The organism is Paenibacillus sp. 01T443, assembly GCF_056398325.1.
The window spans coordinates 525,848-543,114 of the sequence record NZ_JBFTPE010000008.1; the positions used below are offsets into that span (position 1 = coordinate 525,848).

Here is a 17,267-nt window from a genome sequence, read left to right on the forward strand (position 1 = left end):
TTAACGCTTCGTGACAATCGGCTTTTCCAGCGCGTAAAGCTCGTCCTCCAGTGTTTGCATTCGCTCAAGTACTGCTTTGCGCGCATCATTTATCGCATGATTGTACAGATGCGGTCCTATTTCTTGTATCATAAAATCAAGCAGCTGCTCCGCTGCGATCGAACCGATCGTCTCCGAGCGCTCCAGCTCGAAATAGTGCTGGATTCTTGCGGCCAATTGCTCCTTCTGCTCCTTAGGCAGCTTCATCATCAACATAGTCTCACTCCTCCAATTGTCCCTTAAGAATCGTTACGGCTTGTCCAGACAAATAAACGCGATCGCCCTCAGGCCTTACCCTTACGACGCCGCCGCGTTCTGAGGCTTGGTAGCCGACCAGCTCTTGCTTTCGAAGCCGCTTCGCCCAGTAAGGCGCGAGCGCGCAATGAGCAGAGCCTGTTACGGGGTCCTCATCAACTCCCGTGCCTGGATAAAATGCCCGCGATACAAAATCATAAGGCGAGCCTGACCCGCGGCTCGTTATGATGACGCCGCGCGCGTCCAGCCTCGCAAGCAGTCCAAAATCCGGACGCAAGGTTCGGAGCGTCTCCTCGCTGTCTACCTCAACGAAAAAATCCATCCGATTTCGGCCAACGAATCGCGGAATAAGTCCAAGCCCTTGAACAAGCTCCTCTGGCGCAACTGCAGCCACAGGCGGCTCTGCGGGAAAATCCATGTCGATCCATGTTCCGCTTTGTTTAGCTGTTAGAAGCCCGCTTCTCGTCATGAAACGTGCCTGCTCCCCTTGAGGCAATCTGCCAGATTCCCATAAGATATGCGCTGTCGCAAGCGTAGCATGACCGCATAAATCCACCTCTACGGTCGGCGTAAACCAGCGGAGGCCATAGCTCTCTTCACCCGGAACCACAAAAGCCGTTTCCGACAGATTCATTTCCGCAGCTACCTGCTGCATCCAGCCTTCTGACTGCGGCTGCTCCAAGAAACAGATTGCAGCCGGATTTCCTTTGAAGCGTTCCTTGGTAAAAGCATCTACGATATATAAGGCAAAGCTCATTTTTTATCCCTTCCTTTCTCGATCCACAATTTCCCGAAATACGCCAGCACTGTGCCGTAAAATAGATGGCCTGTAATCCACCACATCAAAGCAGCAATATCGACCGAGGATGGTACTCGTTCCGATAGCTGGGTCAGCGGTATCCATGTACAGCATGCGAGGGCTAGGCCCATTCCTAGACCGAGCCCAAGCGGAGATTTCCAAATCCGCAATAATACCAAAAAAAGCATACCAAGCGGCAGAGCTACAATCAAATGCAGCGCAAATTCTGCCAGTTCGGACAGTGGATGCGGCAGCCACTGAATAAAATCAACATTCAAGAGGTGCATGTAGACTGCTGACCCTGTCAATCTTTCTAACAGCTTCATGGTAATGCCAAGAACTAATCCGCTTAACACGCCGGCTAATAATCCATATCGCAGTATTGGAGTCGTTCCACTTATGAACGCATCTATCCCGTCGTTTCTCTTCAATCCAATCACGGTTCTCCTTCTCACTTCCTCAAACAAAAAATGCCTGCCTTCGCAGAATGAGGCGTATGGAATGTCAGCCATTCCATATGCCGTTCATTTGCGCGCAAGCACTTCATATAAGTTATCCTTTGAGAGGTATAAGCAATTCGACCGGCTCTTCCTCCAAATGATGCTCGTCAATATAAAATATTTCCAGCGACACAGCGTTTTCCTGCTTCTCTAGCCGCATCTCATTGATCCAAGCGTGCAGCAGCTCATACCCCTCGCCAATCCTTTTATTGGAGCAGGCGACCATCGCGTAACGATGTTCGGGAATGGTGAACTGTACCATGCCTAGCGGAACTTCTTCCAGATGCTGAACCTCGTAGGCTGCCCAGTAAGTGGCAAACACTTCATTTCCGAAATACGGACTGTATAGCACCGTAGATTTGACTGCGTCGTTGAGCTCATGTTTGCGTGTCAAAAACTCGGTTTGCAGCCTGATCGCTTCATCCGGAAAGGATGAATAGGGACCGCAATAGCTAATTCCTGCCAAATGAAGCGCAGGCTTTGTTACGATTGAGCAGTTTTCCACGCGATTTCCTCCTTCGGATCTGTCAGGACTTGTGCGCTAGGATGAGCTTTCTCTGCCCATAGTGTATCATGTTTTACAAGGAAATGGATAGTTGTTTACATTTTAATCATCCTTTGTACCAAGTTAGCTTCGTGCTACAAAGAGCTTATTCAACTTCCAAGCGTTTCATGAATTCTTCCACTGCGCTGTATCCCTGCTGCTTCAAATACCAATTGTTCGCAGCCGCTTCAATTAATCCGGCAACATCCCTTCCGGGCTGAAGCTGAATTTCGATATGCGGGATTTGTACGCCCATGTATTCCGTAAACTTAGGCTCCAGCTCCAAATCATTGTTCAGGTCATTGTCCCGCCACTTTGTCAGTTCAATGTCCAGTACGATTCTCGTCTCGTCCTGAAAGGCTTGCCTGCCGTATAGTCTCACGACGTTAATAAGCCCAATGCTGCGCAAGGCCAGAAACTCCTTGGTCTTCTCGTTATGGGTGCCCAGCAGCGTTCGTGAGCTCAGCTTCTTCAGCACGACGATATCATCCGCCACTAGTCTGGAGCCTCGCCGTATCAAGGTATGCGCGGTTTCACTCTTTCCAATGCCCGACTTGCCGCGGAGCAAAATACCGATGCCCGACACATTCAAGCAGATGCCGTGAATGGAAATTTCAGGTGCGAGTGTCTTAAGGAGATACGCATCCAGCATCCCGAGAAACTGCGCCGTCACCACGTTAGTTCGCAGCAGCGGGATGCCCTCCTGATCGCAATATTTGGTCAGATACTTCAATCCTTCTTGACCAGCAGTTACGATGAAACACGGCGGATGATATTTAACGATATTTCCTATATGGTGATTTCGCTCAGCCTCGGTTAGGCTATGCAAATACGTTATTTCTTTCTTGCCTAAGATTTGAATATGCTCCTGCGGAAAAAACTCGAAATATCCGACAAACTCCAGGCCTGGACGGTAAGCTCTCGCCTTAACAATCTGCCGCTCCAACTGATCGACACCCGCCAGCACCTCTAATGAAAACTGCGCCGCGAGCTCTCGGACCGCTATCGATTTCAAAATGCTGTTCCCCCTTAGCCGTTATAATCTCCATTCATTTCATTATAGCGTTTCCACATCTCTCATCATTTCCCTGCCGCTGTAACCAAATCGTCATCATCTATGAGCCCGTGGAGCGATAATGACGAACCCCAAAGCGCCATACCAGCAGACAAGGGATAATAAAGAGAATGCCGGACAGCGGTGCCAGCATGTACGGCAGCTGATTCCCAGGCGCTTTGTCCAGCAGGTAAAGCAAGGGTAAGTAGTTGACGCACCCAAAAGGAATAATGAAGGTGAAAAAACGTTTTACCCATTTCTGATAAATATTTAGCGGATACTGCGCCATCTCTCTGCCGCCGTCCGTGAATATATTTGCGATCTCCAGCCCCTGAACCGTCCAGAAGCACATCGCTGCAGCCAGCATAAATATTCCCGTAAAAATAAAAACGCCGCTTGCGATCATCAAGAGAAGCGTGATGATCTTGAGCACCGTCCAATCAATCGACAGCCTGCTGATTGCCCAGCTCAAAATGATCACGCTTTGCAGCAGCCTGCCAACGCGGGTGAATTCGAACTTCGAGCCAAGCACCTGAAGCACCGTGCCGCGGGGACGGACAAGTAAACGGTCAAAATCTCCGTTGCTAACCAAGCTCGAAAACGAATCGAAGCCGCGAGCGAAGCATTCGCTAATAGCAAAAGCCATGTGAATTATCGAGAAGCAAAGGGCCACTTCGTGGAAGCTCCAGCCCTTGATCTGTCCGAAGCGTTCAAACATGAAATACAATCCCGCGAATACCGTGAATGGCACAAGAAATTGCCCAAAGGCCAGCAGCCAAAACGAGGTCCTGTATTGCATTTGCGATTTGAATAGGATAACGATGTATTTTCCATACAAGCTCATTTCGCTTACCCTCCTTGAACGACGACTTTGTTCAATGCCTTGGCCATCGCCACCCTGCCGATGCTGACCAAAACAACAAACCAAACGAGTTGAATGCCGATACCGATCAACGCTTCTTCCTTTGAGATATGTCCGGAATAGACGCGGAATGGAAAGTCCGCGGTCCAGCGGAATGGAAGCACGTAGACGATATCTTGAAGCCAAGCTGGCATTAGCGGAACCGGGATGACCATGCCTGCAAGAAATTCCCCAATTACGCCAAACATCAGCAGCGAGCCTGCGGGGGAAAGCGTGACAAACACGGAGATGTACATCAGCATGGAAAGTGATACGATCATAAGCAGTCCTAACAGCAGCGCGATGATAAATAATAATAAAGCTGCAAGGTCTGACGGAAGCGGCATCCGGTAAGGCTGCGGCAGGAAGAAGGCAACCGCCAAGATGGGAATGCTCCGCAAGAGGGCGCTCGCAAGCCGCTGCGCAAGAAGTTTGGCATACCATAGTCCGTAGATTTCATTCGGCCTGCACAGTTCATAGGCAATGTTGCCCGTCGTTATGAGCTGAAACAACTCATTATCACGGAACCATAACATGACGAAGGCCAAAAAGGCTTGCTGCAGCCACACATAGGTAATGAGCTGCGATAATGAAATCGGGGTCTGAACGGCAGTACCGCTGTAAAACGCTTCAAATACCATGATGATGACGAAGCCCCAGAAAAATTGCGTCGCCATCCCCGCAAGCGCTGCGGTTCGGTATTGCAATCCGTTCTTCAGCCGAAGCTTAAAAACCGAGACATAGGCCCGCATTATATTTGATGCTCCTTATATAGCTGTACAATCATATCTTCAATCGGAAGCGTGTCGATCGTGACGTCAAGCAGGTCAACCTGCTCAGACAAACGGATCAACACCTCGCTTATGACGATCTCCGCCGTATCGACGCGAAGCACGGCCCGTTCGGGCGACCAAGACTCCACGGTCGCTCCATCCACCCGCAAAGGCTCCGAATGATGGTTGTAGACGACCGTCATTGTTTTTTGCGTGCCAAATTGACTGCGTATCGCACTCAGGCTGCCGTCGTACAGCAGTTTTCCTTTACCGATGAGAATAATGCGGTTCGCCAGCGCTTCGATATCGTTCATGTCATGCGTAGTCAGAATAATGGTAACGCCCTTCTCTTCATTAATCGTCCGGATGAAGCGGCGAACGGCTATTTTGGACACCGCATCCAAACCGATTGTTGGCTCGTCAAGGAACAGCACGCTTGGACTGTGCAGCAGGGAAGCCGCAATTTCGCAGCGCATCCGCTGTCCTAAGCTAAGCTGCCTGACCGGCATTTGAATAATTTCCTGCAGTTCCAGCGTTTCTGTAAGCAGAGCCAGCGTACTTCTATACTCCTCCTCTGGCACCTTATAAATATCCCTGAGCAAGTCGAAGGAATCGATAACCGGAACATCCCACCACAGCTGGGAACGTTGGCCGAAGACCACACCAATATTTTTCACATAGGCAACCCGATCCTTCCATGGCGTGTACCCCATAACCGTACAAGTGCCGCTGTCCGGCACGAGTATCCCGCTCATGACCTTAATCGTCGTGGATTTCCCGGCGCCGTTAGGACCGATATAACCTACGATCTCGCCTGGCTCGATCGTGAAGGAAATATCGTTAAGCGCTTCCACGATTTTATATTCCCTTCTGAATAATGCTTTCACCGCCTGTTTAACGCCGGACGAGCGCTTTGCAACCTGGTAGGCTTTGCTTAAACCATGAACTTTTATCACGCATGTTACCTCCGCACAAGATTTGAGAGGGAAATATTAACATCAAACCTATGTTGTGTCAATCCTTTTTCAAACACGTCATTCGGAGCGGAATTAAAGCGACTCTCATTAATTTTTTCCCGATCATATTTCGGTTACTATAAAAAAAAATCGCTCCCAGCCAGCCGCAAGGGACCGGACAAAGAGCGATTTTTTTGGTGCAAATTAGGATGAAACAGGACGCAATAACCGGATAAAAAGGCCGCCGACGACAGATCGGTTTTGAAAGTTCAACTGCTCGCCCGTCAACGTATCATACCAATCGGTCATTGGAACCCGGCTGGGAGATTCGTTCAAGAAATGCAGTATTGGATCAATCATCTGTTCAAAATCTACTTTGGACTCCACCATGGCTGCGCACCAAACGAGCCAATCTAGCTTCGTATACGTGTTTCTGCTATCGAGCGGAACACCGTACTTATTTTGTTTGGTAGTATAATATCGAATTTCTTCCTCGATAATATTTTCCGGAAACAGGTGAAGCCTGAATAGACGGTCCCAAATCAGATTATACTTCAAACTCCAAGTTTCCGGTGTGCTGTCAAAGGTTAGCTTGTAATGATCGCCTGCCTTCGCCATACTCGACCAGTTGGCTGCCATTTCTTCAGCCGCTTCATAATAAACGTCCGCCTCTTTCTCCCCTAGCATTTTGCATAAAATGGAATAGGCGCCGATTCCGATGATCGCTTTAATCGAAAGGTTCGTATTATGAGCCAAATGACCAGCAAAATCATCTGTGCACAATTGATTGTCCGGGTCCATTCCGTGTTCTTTTAGATAACCGGCCCACTTTGTCAAAAGATCCCAATGTTCTCTGGCAAAGCTCGCATCTTTCTCATATAAGCAAACCGCAGCGGCCATAATGAGCATATTCCCGCATTCTTCGATCGGCATCTGGTTTTCTGGCTCATTCTCGCCGTATACTTGGCCGTTTGCTTTCGGGTAACAGCCCACATCATGCGGCGCAAAATTAAACTTCCAAGCCTCGCTGTCTGCATATCTGAATATCGGCCTCATCATGCCCTTAACCAGCTCGGGATTATAGAGCAAAAATAACGGAATTGACGGGTAGCTGACATCCACGGTGGCGATGCAGCCGTTGCTGAAGTTTTCTTTGGAGAAAAACAAGATATCTCCGTTTTCATCGCTAACCAGCTTATGCGCCGCAATGGCCTGCCGGTATGCAAGCGAGAGCAAATTCGTATAGCTGTCACCGCCCGCCATTCCGCTCTCTTGTGTCAGCTTACGGTTGAAAGTATCGCATTTCGTTTGGATTTCTTCATATTGCTCCACAGCCAAGTCCAACATTTCCTCGAACGTCATCCCTGTCCTGCGCCAATAAGCATCCAATCTCTTGCCAAAATATTCGATCGACTGAATGTCATCGTATGCTGCGATCACGTATTGTGATGCTTGCCGTTCATTTACCTGGTTGAAATCCAATACGGCAGCCATGACCGGCGTATTTTCCGCAGCGGGGCGCGGCTGAGATTCATCGTCTCCCTGCGGCAATTCGCCGGTTTCCAAGAACTGTTTTCTTACCTGATAAGAATGAATCGTTGTTTCAAGACTGCTTGTGTGTGGCGCTGCCAAATAAACGTATCCCCAGTCGATCCTCGTATCGTCTCCGGTACGCGCTAATACCGGCTGTTCCTCGGTACCCATACGCATGGCGGCGATATTGCCATTGATTGTTTTGCGCGACCAGCCTACGGATTGATCCCCTGTATTCACGCACAAGTCAGCGGATAAATCGACATATACCTTAACGTCATGCGGCCTGCCGTCTATCGAACGAACACGGAACGTCATGTAGGAAACCGGTCTTGATAATACATCCAAATCATCAAGAAGCAGCGGTGTAGCAAATACCGCCTCCAGCTCGATACCGTCCGCTTCAAACGTGTACGTGCTGGTTAAAGCTTCAACCTTCAAGCTTGTTTGCTGCATCGCTGAAGGTTCGTTAACATATGTATCTTCAGACAGCTCGATCTTCCCCATAAAAAGGCTTGGCTTGCCATCTATCCTGATGATGCCGGTCATGCTGTTGCGTTTGTTGGTCCAATGCTTCGTATGATCATCGGATAGCTGATCCGCCGCCGACCAGACGCTGAAGTAAGGATCTACCGCAATGAGCGGTACGGAGGGTGGTCTAAAAGGGTGGGACACTGTAAACATCTCCTCTGTCTCCATAATTAAAGGGAGAGCGTAACCGCTCCCCCAGCAGCCCAAATCAGTTCGGCATCTGCATCATAACGACTTCTTTGCCTTTCAGGCTGTCATTCGTAAACTTCATTGCCTCTTCGTATCCGGTTTTTCTCATTTGATCGCGGAGCTCATTCAAAATTTTCAGCGCCGCTTCATCCGATTTGGCGTATACCGCCTCTTTCCATGCATCGCCTGTTTTGTCCATCGAAGGCTTCAACGACTCCCACTGATCGGACTTAATGATGACATCTCCCGGGTTATAGGCGGTAATTACCTTGATGCCATCCGGACGTAAAATTTTACGGGCATTATCCATTGCGGCAATCCGCTCTTGATCCAGCCAGATATCGCCGCCTCCAACGGAATTAATACGATCCATCCCTGACATGGAATTAAAACCGATATCGATTCCTTCGTTTTTGCGCGCGAGCAGCTTACCCGATGTATCAGCCGCAAATTTATCGAACCATTCCTTCTTCGCTGTCGGCTTGCCGTTCTCCATATCCCAGTGCACGCCTTGAACGCCGTAACGAACGAGCATGAAGCCCTCATCAGAAGCGAGATAATCCAGAAGACGCAGCGCGGCGTCCACGTCTTTGCACGCTTTCGTAATCGCCGTTACGTTGTTGCCTTGAATCCCCAGATCGACCGGACGGTTAGGCTCCGCGCCTGCCCGCTCCAATGGACCTACAGGCACATAGTCGCTGCCCGGATTCGACTTGACGTATTCCTTGGATGCATCAAGAATAGCGGGGTAATGAGCGGCAAGAACCGCGACGCGTCCCTGCAATATTTTCTCTTTCGCAATCGGATCCGTTTGGGTGAAAGCTTCCGCATCCAACAGCCCTTCGGACAGCAGCTTGCGATAATACAACGTATACTCGTCATACCCTTTGGAGAAGAAGCTGTTCTCGAGTGTGCCGTCGCCTTTGTCGACATAGCCGGCGCCGCCATAAAACATCGTATTGGCGATTCCCACGGCCCAGCCGTTACTGAATCCTCCAAGCGGAATAACCGGTTGGCCGTTCGCCTGCAGGTTCGCATCCTGGATCTTCTTCAGAAATTGATAAAAGTCGTCTTTCGTTTTGACGGATTGCGGGTCGACTCCGATAGCCGCCGCGATATCTTTGCGCACGTAGAAACCGTACAGCCAATCCGAGCCGTCCTTATCCGTGGCAGGCTGGTTCTGCAGCAGCAAATATTTCTTGCCGTCATATGCATCGATACCCTTCTCGTACAATGCAGGCGGCACGTTCTCTTTGGCGATCGACTTCGCCAGGTTCGGATATTTGTCCAGCTTATCCGAAAGGTCGACCAGCTGATCTTCCTTAGCCGCTTTAATCATGCCGTCAAGCTCACCGCCCCATGCCGGACCCGTATAAATATCGGGCAGATCCTGCGTAGCGAAGATCGCATTCACCTTCTCAGTTTCGCTGCCTGTCGTATATTCCCATTCCACGGTGACCCCGGTCTTCTCTTTGATGACTTTCTCTACTGGTGTCATGTCAACCTCTGCTCCCGAGGAACCGTTCCAGTTATGAAGGACTTTCAGCGTGACTTCCTTCGTTCCCGTAGTGCCCCCGTTAGCACCCTCGTTTTCGGATTCCTCTTTGTTCATACAGCCTGCCAAAACGCCGGTAAATAGTGCCGCTGCCAGTAAAACTTTTGCCCCTTTGTACCAAATCTTCTTCATATTAACCCTCCATTTCGAGTTATGTTTATATGATAAAGTCCTTGGAGCGGACCGTTATCCTTTAACCGAGCCGATCATGACACCCTTTACGAAATACCGCTGCAAGAACGGATAGATGCAAAGGATCGGGAAAACGGTAATAACGAGCAGTGCCATCCGAAGCGATTCCGGCGTGGATCCGGCCACGCTGCCGCTGATGGTCTGGCCGCCCTGCTGCGCCGATCGCTGCATGGAAGAAGATAAAGCCTCCGCTTGCGTCAGCATCTCCTGCAGCAGCGTTTGGACGGGAATCAAATCTTTATCCGACACGTAGTAGGCACCCGTAAACCAATCGTTCCAGTGGGCGACGCCGATAAATAATGAGATCGTCGCAAGCACCGGACCCGAAAGCGGCAAAATGATGCGCATGAAAATCTGAAAATCACCGTACCCGTCAATCCGCGCCGACTCCTCCAGCTCCTCGGGTATTCCTTGCAAGAAGGTTCGAATGATGACAATGTGCATGAAGTTAAACAGCATTGGAATGACGTACACCCAGAAGGTGTTGATCAAATGAAGCTTTTGAAGGGTGATAAAAAACGGAATGAAACCCGCGCTGAAGATGGTCGGCAGGAAAATATAGAAAGCGAAAAACGATCTCCCCGGCAGCGACTTTTTGGACAAGGCGTATGCCATCAACGTACTTAGCCCCACATGCAGGAAAGTGCCTAGAAGCGTCCGCATCAACGTGATTTTGTATGCCTTCCAAATGCGGGCGTTGTCAAACACCTCCGCGTAATTATCAAACGTGAGTTTGCGCGGCAGGAAATATAAGGCGCCGAGCATCGAGTCTTTCCCGTCGTTCAACGAGTAAACGAGAATGTAAATGAACGGGTAAATCATCGAAAATCCGACCAAAGCCAGAAAAATATAGTTGATTGTCGTAAAAATGGACAAATGGCGTTTCATCTCGTCACTTCCTTTAGAAGAGGGATACGTCGCTGGCTTTGCGAGCGATTCGGTTGACCGTCAGAATCAGAATCAAGCCAATGACGCTTTGGAACAGTCCCACCGCCGCCGCGTAGCTGAGCCTGCCCTCGCTTATGCCGGATTGAATGACATGCACGTCCAGAACGCTGCCGATTCCGGCAGTAGCCGGTCCGCTTAGAAGGAGAAGCTGCTCGTATCCGGCGCTCATCAAGCTTCCGATCGATAGAATGAATAGAATAATAGCGATATTGCGGACACCCGGCATTGTCACATGCCAAATTTGCCTAAACCGGTTCGCTCCGTCAATCTTTGCCGCTTCATACAATTGCTGATCAATGCCGGCAATCGCGGCCATATAAATGATGGAGTTCCAGCCGATGCTCTTCCAGATTTCCGAACCGACGATGACCTGATAGAACCAGGATGTGTTGTACAGGAATTGGATAGGCTTCATACCAAGAGCCATCAACATCTCGTTGACCGGACCGCCATTTAACGTTAAAAGCCGCTGCATCAGGGTGACGACGACAATCCAGGAAACGAAATGCGGCAGGTAGGAAAGCGTTTGCACGGTTTTCTGAAATTTAAGGTTTCGAACCTCGTTTAATAGAATCGCCAGCACAATCGGCATCGGGAAACCGATCGCCAGCTTCAGGAAGCTGATGATAATCGTATTGCGAAGGATCTCTTCGAACTTGTAATAATCGAAAAATTGCTGAAAATATTTCATCCCGGCCCATGGGCTTCCGGTAAAGCCTCCCGAGAAGGTGTAATCCCGGAAAGCTACCTGAATACCGAATAAGGGAACATAGGAAAAGATGAAAAACCAGACGATGCCGGGCAGCAGAAATAAGTAAAACACTTTATGCTGCCAGATCCTCTTCCACAGCAGTGATGCTATCATAAGCCGTACCTCCTTTACTTAAGAATCGTAGCTTGATGTGTCAATCGCAGCGTTTTGATCTCAAACGGGGTAAAAGTAAGCTCTACTTTTCCGCCGTCTAAAGGTAAGGATTCGATTTTTTCCTCCATCAAATCAGCCAGCCATGCCTTCTCGACATGGAATCCGAAGGACAACGGCGTTTGCACGCTTGTCCCCGCCGTTTCGTACATCCGGACGATGAGATCCTCTCCGTCCTCTGCCTTCTTTACGGCTTCCACCATGACGTTCGGGTGATTCGGATGCAGAAACATCTGCGATGCCGGAAGTCTGTCTGAATCATCGGACTGCGGAATAGCGATTGCCCGCAGCGGGATATTCAACTCATAACCTTGCTTGTAGACCTCGGCTTGCACATGGTCTCCTTGATGCGGATAGAGCGAATAAGTGAAGGTATGCATCGCCCGATCCGCTTCGGGGTCGGGACTGGAAGTGCTGCGCAAAAGGTTCAAATCGAGCACATTTCCATCCGCGCGGTGCCCATACTTGCAGTCGTTAAGCAGAGCTACGCCGTAATCCGGTTCCGAGAGATCTACCCAATGGTGTGCGCATATTTCATCCTTAGCGTAATCCCACATCGTATTGCGGTGGGTCGGACGCTTCAAGTAACCGAACTGGATTTCGCAGCTGACGCTTTCTGTGCGTACATTTACCGGGAAAGCCGTGCGGAGCATTTTTCCTGATTCCCGCCAATCGACTTCGGTTACGAAATCGATTCTTCTGCTGCCTTGGGTCAGCACAATTTTTTGCGTTAACACGGACTCTCCGAACTGGTACCGTTGTATAAGGCCTGACGTGGGGCCGTCTGTGAATTCAGCGGTCTCGTCCGGCAGAAGCAGCATCCCGCCAGCCTGGCGGTAATCCTGGCGGAAATCCCAAGCGTCACCTGAATCATGATAAATGCGCAGTTCATTGGCGCGCTGGTCCCGCTGAACAACTTCCCGCCGGTGCTCCTTATCGTAAATCGACGTGATCGAGCCGTCTGCTGCCAGGGTGATCGCAAGAAGATCGTTTTCCACGAGACGGGCTGAAGCTTGAGCCTGCGGCTCTGGAACCGAAGACACCGTTTTCACTTCCGCCGCGGCCGCTGACTCGGCTGATGCCTCTGAAGCTGCAATCGGTTCTGCGGTCGCGTATCCCATCGACGGCACGCTTACGCGCATCCATTGCCCATCCTTCTTCACCCATTCATTGCGTTCCCAAGACAAGGAGTTAAAGACGGCGAGCTGCCTGCCTCCAACTTCTTCAGGCAGCTGCCTAGCCAACGTTCCGTAGGTTTCGGCAATCATGCTCTCGACACGTTCCTGCAGTATCGCATAACGTTCAAGCGACTCATCATATACCCGTTTAATCGAGGAGCCCGGTAAAATATCATGGAACTGGTACAGCAATACTTCTTTCCAGATCTCCTCCAGCTCCTCAGCCGGATACGGGTTCCCATTCGCCATTCCGGCAAATACCGCGGCAAACTCCAGCTCCCGCAGCGCTTTCTCCAGCTTTCGGTTGTACCATTTGTTGCGTGCTTGGCTCGTTAACGTTCCCTGATGCTTCTCCAGATACAACTCTCCGCGCCATGTTTGATAGCGATCCTTGCCTTCATTCAGCTTCTCGAAAAAGACCGAAGACGGCTCTTGCTCTACTGGACTCAAACCGAGCAAATTTTTCTCGCGGGCCAGTCGTTCCAGATGCTCTTCACCAGGACCTCCGCCGCCATCACCAATTCCGAAAAGCATGAGACAGTTGTCCGACACGTTTTTATCCAAATAATCGGTTTCCGCCTTTATAATGGAGCGCGGCGCTGCCGGGCTGTTGTATGTATCTTCCGGCGGCATGTGCATCAGCACCTCCGTACCGTCGATACCCTGCCACATGAAGGTATGGTGAGGATGTTTGTTATACACGCTCCAGGACAGCTTCTGCGTCATCATGTAATCGACGCCTGATTTTTTCAGCAGCTGCGGCAGGCTCGCGGTATATCCGAATACATCCGGCATCCACAGCGATTTCATCTCTTGACCGAATTCCTTCTGAAAATACCGCTTCCCGTACAAAATCTGCCGGACAAGCGATTCTCCACCGGGCACATTCGTATCCGATTCTACCCACATTGCACCCTGAAGCTCCCAGCGCCCTTCCCGCACACGCTGTCCGATCTGCTCGTACAGCTTAGGATAATGCTTCTTCATCCAATCATAGAGCTGGGGCTGGCTCGCCCCGAACACATAGTCAGGGTAACGTTCCATCATGCGCAGCGCTGTCGAGAAGGTTCTCGCGCCTTTACGGACGGTTTCACGGATCGGCCAAAGCCAGGCCAGGTCGAGATGCGCATGGCCGACGGCGCTAATCTTCAGCACCGGGTCTCCGCCTCGTTTCGCAAGCTGATCGCCAAGTATTTGCCTTGCTTTGCCGACACGGTCATCTGACAATTCGGTCAGCAGCAGAGATACCTCATACAATGCCTGCAGTATCCGTTCTTTCCGCGCCGAGCCGGCGGGCAGCCGTTCCGCCGTTTCAAGCAGTACCTCAGCATCGTAATAGAGCTGCCGTACTTCCTCCCGGCATACGGCGATACTGGCTTCTTTCAGCGTCCCGCTGCGGAAACGCCCGAATAAATCATTGCAGCCCCCATCGCCCCACAGATCGATCGTCTCTTTACCTGTAGACGATTCGCTCACGTGCACGACCCGTTTGCCCGGCAACCCAAGGGAATAATCGAATTCCGAGTTGATGTTCGTCAATCCCTGCACCGGTGAGCCCTCGTCGTCGACAAGGCACAGCTCGCCGTTTATATCGATCAACAATACGATCTTGGCGCCTTTGGCGGATACCGGCAGTTTGCCGCTAAAATGAAACCAAGCGCAGTCCCACAAATTTCCCCATCGATCACCGGGCGAGAGTTCTACGAGCCGTCCAGACTTTCTCTGTTCATAGGGAACAGGTTCCGGCGTCACCCAAGCCGTAACGCGCAAATCCTCCAGCGGTATATAAATTTGTTCCTTCCACTCATTTATCATCGATTTCAACTGCTCCGGCCTTACAATTTCATATGGCATATCCTGTCTCCTTTTCCGGAAAATGATCAAGTTTCAAAGTTTACTTTCACTACGACATCCGTATCGCTCAAATGGTAATACTGGAGTAAAACCGTTTCCGAAGCAGCATCCCACTCGAACGGAATCGATTCCGTCTCGCCGCGGTAATCCAGTACGGCAGATACAGGCTGGCGCGGACAATAGAATCGCGCCGTCGCCCGCATATCTTCGGGTCCCTTTACCTGAAATTCAAATCCCGATTCACTCAAGGCGAGTGTTTCGATCCGCGATGACGCTGCGATACAGCCAATTGCAACGTCAACAGGCCGGCCTTTCTCCAAATCGAACAAAAATGCTTGTTCACCGGCTTCAATCTTAACTTCTTGCAGCACGGAAAGCGCTGGATCGAACAGATCGACCAATTGGCCCGAAATCGTTAGCGGCGTATCCGCAATCGATTCATTCAGTACGGCGGCAATGATATAAGGACCGCGCCGCATCTGGAAATAATGCTTTGGATGCAGCTGGAAACCCGGATCGCCGAGTGCTTTAATCGTCTCCGCAACCGTCCTGCGCAAGGCTGCAGCGCCTTCAACCGATTTCGCACATTCATCGGGGGCGACGGCTAGATAACCGACTGCACCTTTGCCTGCATGATATACGCCGTTCCCAGCTCCCTGCAGGTCCAACTGCTCAAATAGATGCTCGCGGGGAGAATAATAATTTGAACCGCCCTCATTCCACCAAGCGCGAATGCTGTGGTACGCATCGGAGTCGTCTCCGACATACACCAGCGCGCCTCCGTTCCTGACCCATCCGGCTAAAGCGAAATGAAGATCAGGATATTCCGGTTTCATAAATTCGTAGCTGAGCAGCAGCACACGGTAGTCCTTCAAGTAATGGGGGAACCGCCGCACGTTGTCGAGCTGGACAGGGCGAATCGGAATTCCGTGTTTGAGCAAAGGCAACGCGAGCCCGTAGAATGGGGAGAAATCGAGCATCTCCGTATCCCCTTCCATTCCGAAGGCCTCTGTATTTGTACCGTCATATTTAGTGAGTTGGTCAGGCGCTTGGTCGTCCATCCTTAAACGCTGGAACATAGCCGAATCCGCAATCAAAACCCCGACTTGCTGCATCGTTTCGTCCGTCTGCTCCAGCTCTTGTTCCATATTCCCAAGCGTGTGCATTACGTTCAACAGCGTCGTTGCATACTCCGGTGGGATTCCTTCTTTCCCTTTTCCATCCTCCGAAGGGTATTTCCCTTCAAAAACCCGTTTCGGCCATGGGGACACCTCATAATGGGAAACGGCTGGATGCAGGAGCGATGCTGTAACGATCTGGAAGTAGTTCTGCTTATAATCCGTCCATGTATAGTTCGGATTGTCTTCGATCGGATCATGTAGAAACCACATCCGCCGATCCGTACCCCTGACCAGCTCCTGCATGATGCCATATTCGAGATAGGCGGTTTCGAAAGTCCTTTCTTTCCGTATGCCGTGGTATACATTGGCCGTCCTTGAAGTTCCGGTCCAAATCTGGGCAATGTAACCGTCAATGGAAGGAAGGTCGATCAACTGCGACTCCGGACTGACGATTCTCCATTGCGTGTAGTTGATCAGACTGTGCGTTGGGACATAAAATCGTAAGTCCCGGCCATACGTCGTCAAAGCATATTCCTTTAATTCCGTGCACAGACGATCCAGGCTGCGCGTGTATAAGTACGCTTTTAGCTTTGAAGCTCTGAACTGCGCATCCGGGGATTCGTGCGGGGCCGACCACGGCTCCTTATAGTACAGCCTCCATTCCCGTTTGAACGCTTCGGAATAGCCGCCGTTTACCCAAAACTCAGGCTCCTCCAAATGAATCGCTTCAACGCCCGCATCAACCGCAAGACGAATGGGTCCTGCCAAAAAACTCGTATAAGAGAGGGTCGGCACCATATATGGAATATCTGGTGTATCGCCATGTATGATGTGATCCCCGTTTCTGTCCATCTGCGCTTCATCCCAGTGGCTCCGCCCATCTATTTCGCCATTCAGATATTTTTGGTAATTACCCCATGCTACTCCGGTCATCAAGTGAACGATATAGCCCTTTTCCTTCCACTGCCGGATCCGTTCAGGCATCGTATTATCGATCCCATACACCATGATGAAATCTGTCTGCAAGTCATATGCAGCGCGATAGGGAGCAGATTCCTGAAAGCCTGTTCTTTCTTCCCTTCGATCTCTGGCCAAGCGCAAGACCTCCTTACCGGGTTTTCCTTCTTTTCGATAAATGAATAAGGTTGGTTTTTCCTTCCTCAGTATAACCTTTATTATGTATATATTCAATATAATTTTATAAACTTTTATTCATGCTGATTGCTCCGTCAATTTCAAAAATAGATGAAAATAAATGATGAAACGTTTATTTAGAAGCACTAAAAGGAGTGAAAATTGCATTTAACCACTGACTTTCAACCTATTTTAAATAACTTTCGTTGTCATTTGGTGATAAATCCTGTCGATTTTCAATAGTTTTCGATATTAATATATTGAATATATATTTAAAGAGCATTATGAC

The 17,267-nt window shown here is 50.1% G+C and carries 14 protein-coding genes; all 14 read right to left on the reverse strand.

Annotated features, from left to right (window positions below; translation table 11 throughout):
- The 14 genes from AC1DLI_RS16285 to AC1DLI_RS16350 all read right to left on the reverse strand — a co-directional run bounded on the left by AC1DLI_RS16285 (position 1) and on the right by AC1DLI_RS16350 (position 16,939).
- Positions 1-255: a DUF2164 domain-containing protein gene (locus tag AC1DLI_RS16285; protein WP_477604279.1), complete on the reverse strand. Its 255-nt coding sequence runs from the start codon at positions 253-255 to the stop codon at positions 1-3.
- Between the two features lie 4 nt (positions 256-259).
- Positions 260-1,051, reverse strand: a complete 792-nt coding sequence (locus tag AC1DLI_RS16290; protein WP_477604281.1) for a PhzF family phenazine biosynthesis protein — start codon at positions 1,049-1,051, stop codon at positions 260-262.
- Positions 1,048-1,524 carry a hypothetical protein gene (locus AC1DLI_RS16295; RefSeq protein ID WP_477604283.1) on the reverse strand — a complete coding sequence of 159 codons (477 nt, stop codon included), beginning with the start codon at positions 1,522-1,524 and terminating at the stop codon, positions 1,048-1,050. Before AC1DLI_RS16295 ends, AC1DLI_RS16290 begins: the two co-directional genes overlap by 4 nt.
- 121 nt (positions 1,525-1,645) lie before the next feature.
- On the reverse strand, positions 1,646-2,098 hold the full coding sequence (locus tag AC1DLI_RS16300) for a GyrI-like domain-containing protein (protein ID WP_308999720.1): 453 nt from the start codon (positions 2,096-2,098) through the stop codon (positions 1,646-1,648).
- A 145-nt stretch (positions 2,099-2,243) separates the two neighbouring features.
- Complete coding sequence (gene hprK, locus AC1DLI_RS16305) at positions 2,244-3,152, reverse strand: HPr(Ser) kinase/phosphatase (RefSeq protein WP_308999719.1); 909 nt, start codon at positions 3,150-3,152, stop codon at positions 2,244-2,246.
- Positions 3,153-3,252: 100 nt separating this feature from the next.
- Positions 3,253-4,035, reverse strand: a complete 783-nt coding sequence (locus AC1DLI_RS16310; protein WP_477604286.1) for an ABC transporter permease — start codon at positions 4,033-4,035, stop codon at positions 3,253-3,255.
- Positions 4,036-4,040: 5 nt separating this feature from the next.
- Positions 4,041-4,844, reverse strand: a complete 804-nt coding sequence (locus tag AC1DLI_RS16315; protein WP_477604288.1) for an ABC transporter permease — start codon at positions 4,842-4,844, stop codon at positions 4,041-4,043.
- A complete protein-coding gene (locus AC1DLI_RS16320; RefSeq protein ID WP_477604290.1) occupies positions 4,844-5,821 on the reverse strand; it encodes an ABC transporter ATP-binding protein in 978 nt (325 codons plus the stop codon). The genes AC1DLI_RS16315 and AC1DLI_RS16320 overlap by 1 nt, the downstream gene beginning before the upstream one ends.
- A gap of 204 nt (positions 5,822-6,025) precedes the next feature.
- The gene (locus tag AC1DLI_RS16325) at positions 6,026-8,038 is read right to left on the reverse strand and encodes a glutaminase family protein (RefSeq protein WP_477604292.1); all 2,013 of its coding nucleotides are present in this window, start codon (positions 8,036-8,038) and stop codon (positions 6,026-6,028) included.
- Between the two features lie 55 nt (positions 8,039-8,093).
- Positions 8,094-9,761: a type 2 periplasmic-binding domain-containing protein gene (locus AC1DLI_RS16330; protein WP_477604294.1), complete on the reverse strand. Its 1,668-nt coding sequence runs from the start codon at positions 9,759-9,761 to the stop codon at positions 8,094-8,096.
- Between the two features lie 54 nt (positions 9,762-9,815).
- The gene (locus AC1DLI_RS16335) at positions 9,816-10,709 is read right to left on the reverse strand and encodes a carbohydrate ABC transporter permease (RefSeq protein ID WP_477604296.1); all 894 of its coding nucleotides are present in this window, start codon (positions 10,707-10,709) and stop codon (positions 9,816-9,818) included.
- A 13-nt stretch (positions 10,710-10,722) separates the two neighbouring features.
- A complete protein-coding gene (locus AC1DLI_RS16340) occupies positions 10,723-11,634 on the reverse strand; it encodes an ABC transporter permease (RefSeq protein WP_477604298.1) in 912 nt (303 codons plus the stop codon).
- 14 nt (positions 11,635-11,648) lie between these two features.
- On the reverse strand, positions 11,649-14,723 hold the full coding sequence (locus tag AC1DLI_RS16345; RefSeq protein ID WP_477604300.1) for an alpha-mannosidase: 3,075 nt from the start codon (positions 14,721-14,723) through the stop codon (positions 11,649-11,651).
- A 26-nt stretch (positions 14,724-14,749) separates the two neighbouring features.
- Positions 14,750-16,939, reverse strand: coding sequence for a hypothetical protein (locus tag AC1DLI_RS16350; protein WP_477604302.1), 2,190 nt, complete (start codon positions 16,937-16,939; stop codon positions 14,750-14,752).
- Between the last annotated feature and the right edge of the window lie 328 nt (positions 16,940-17,267).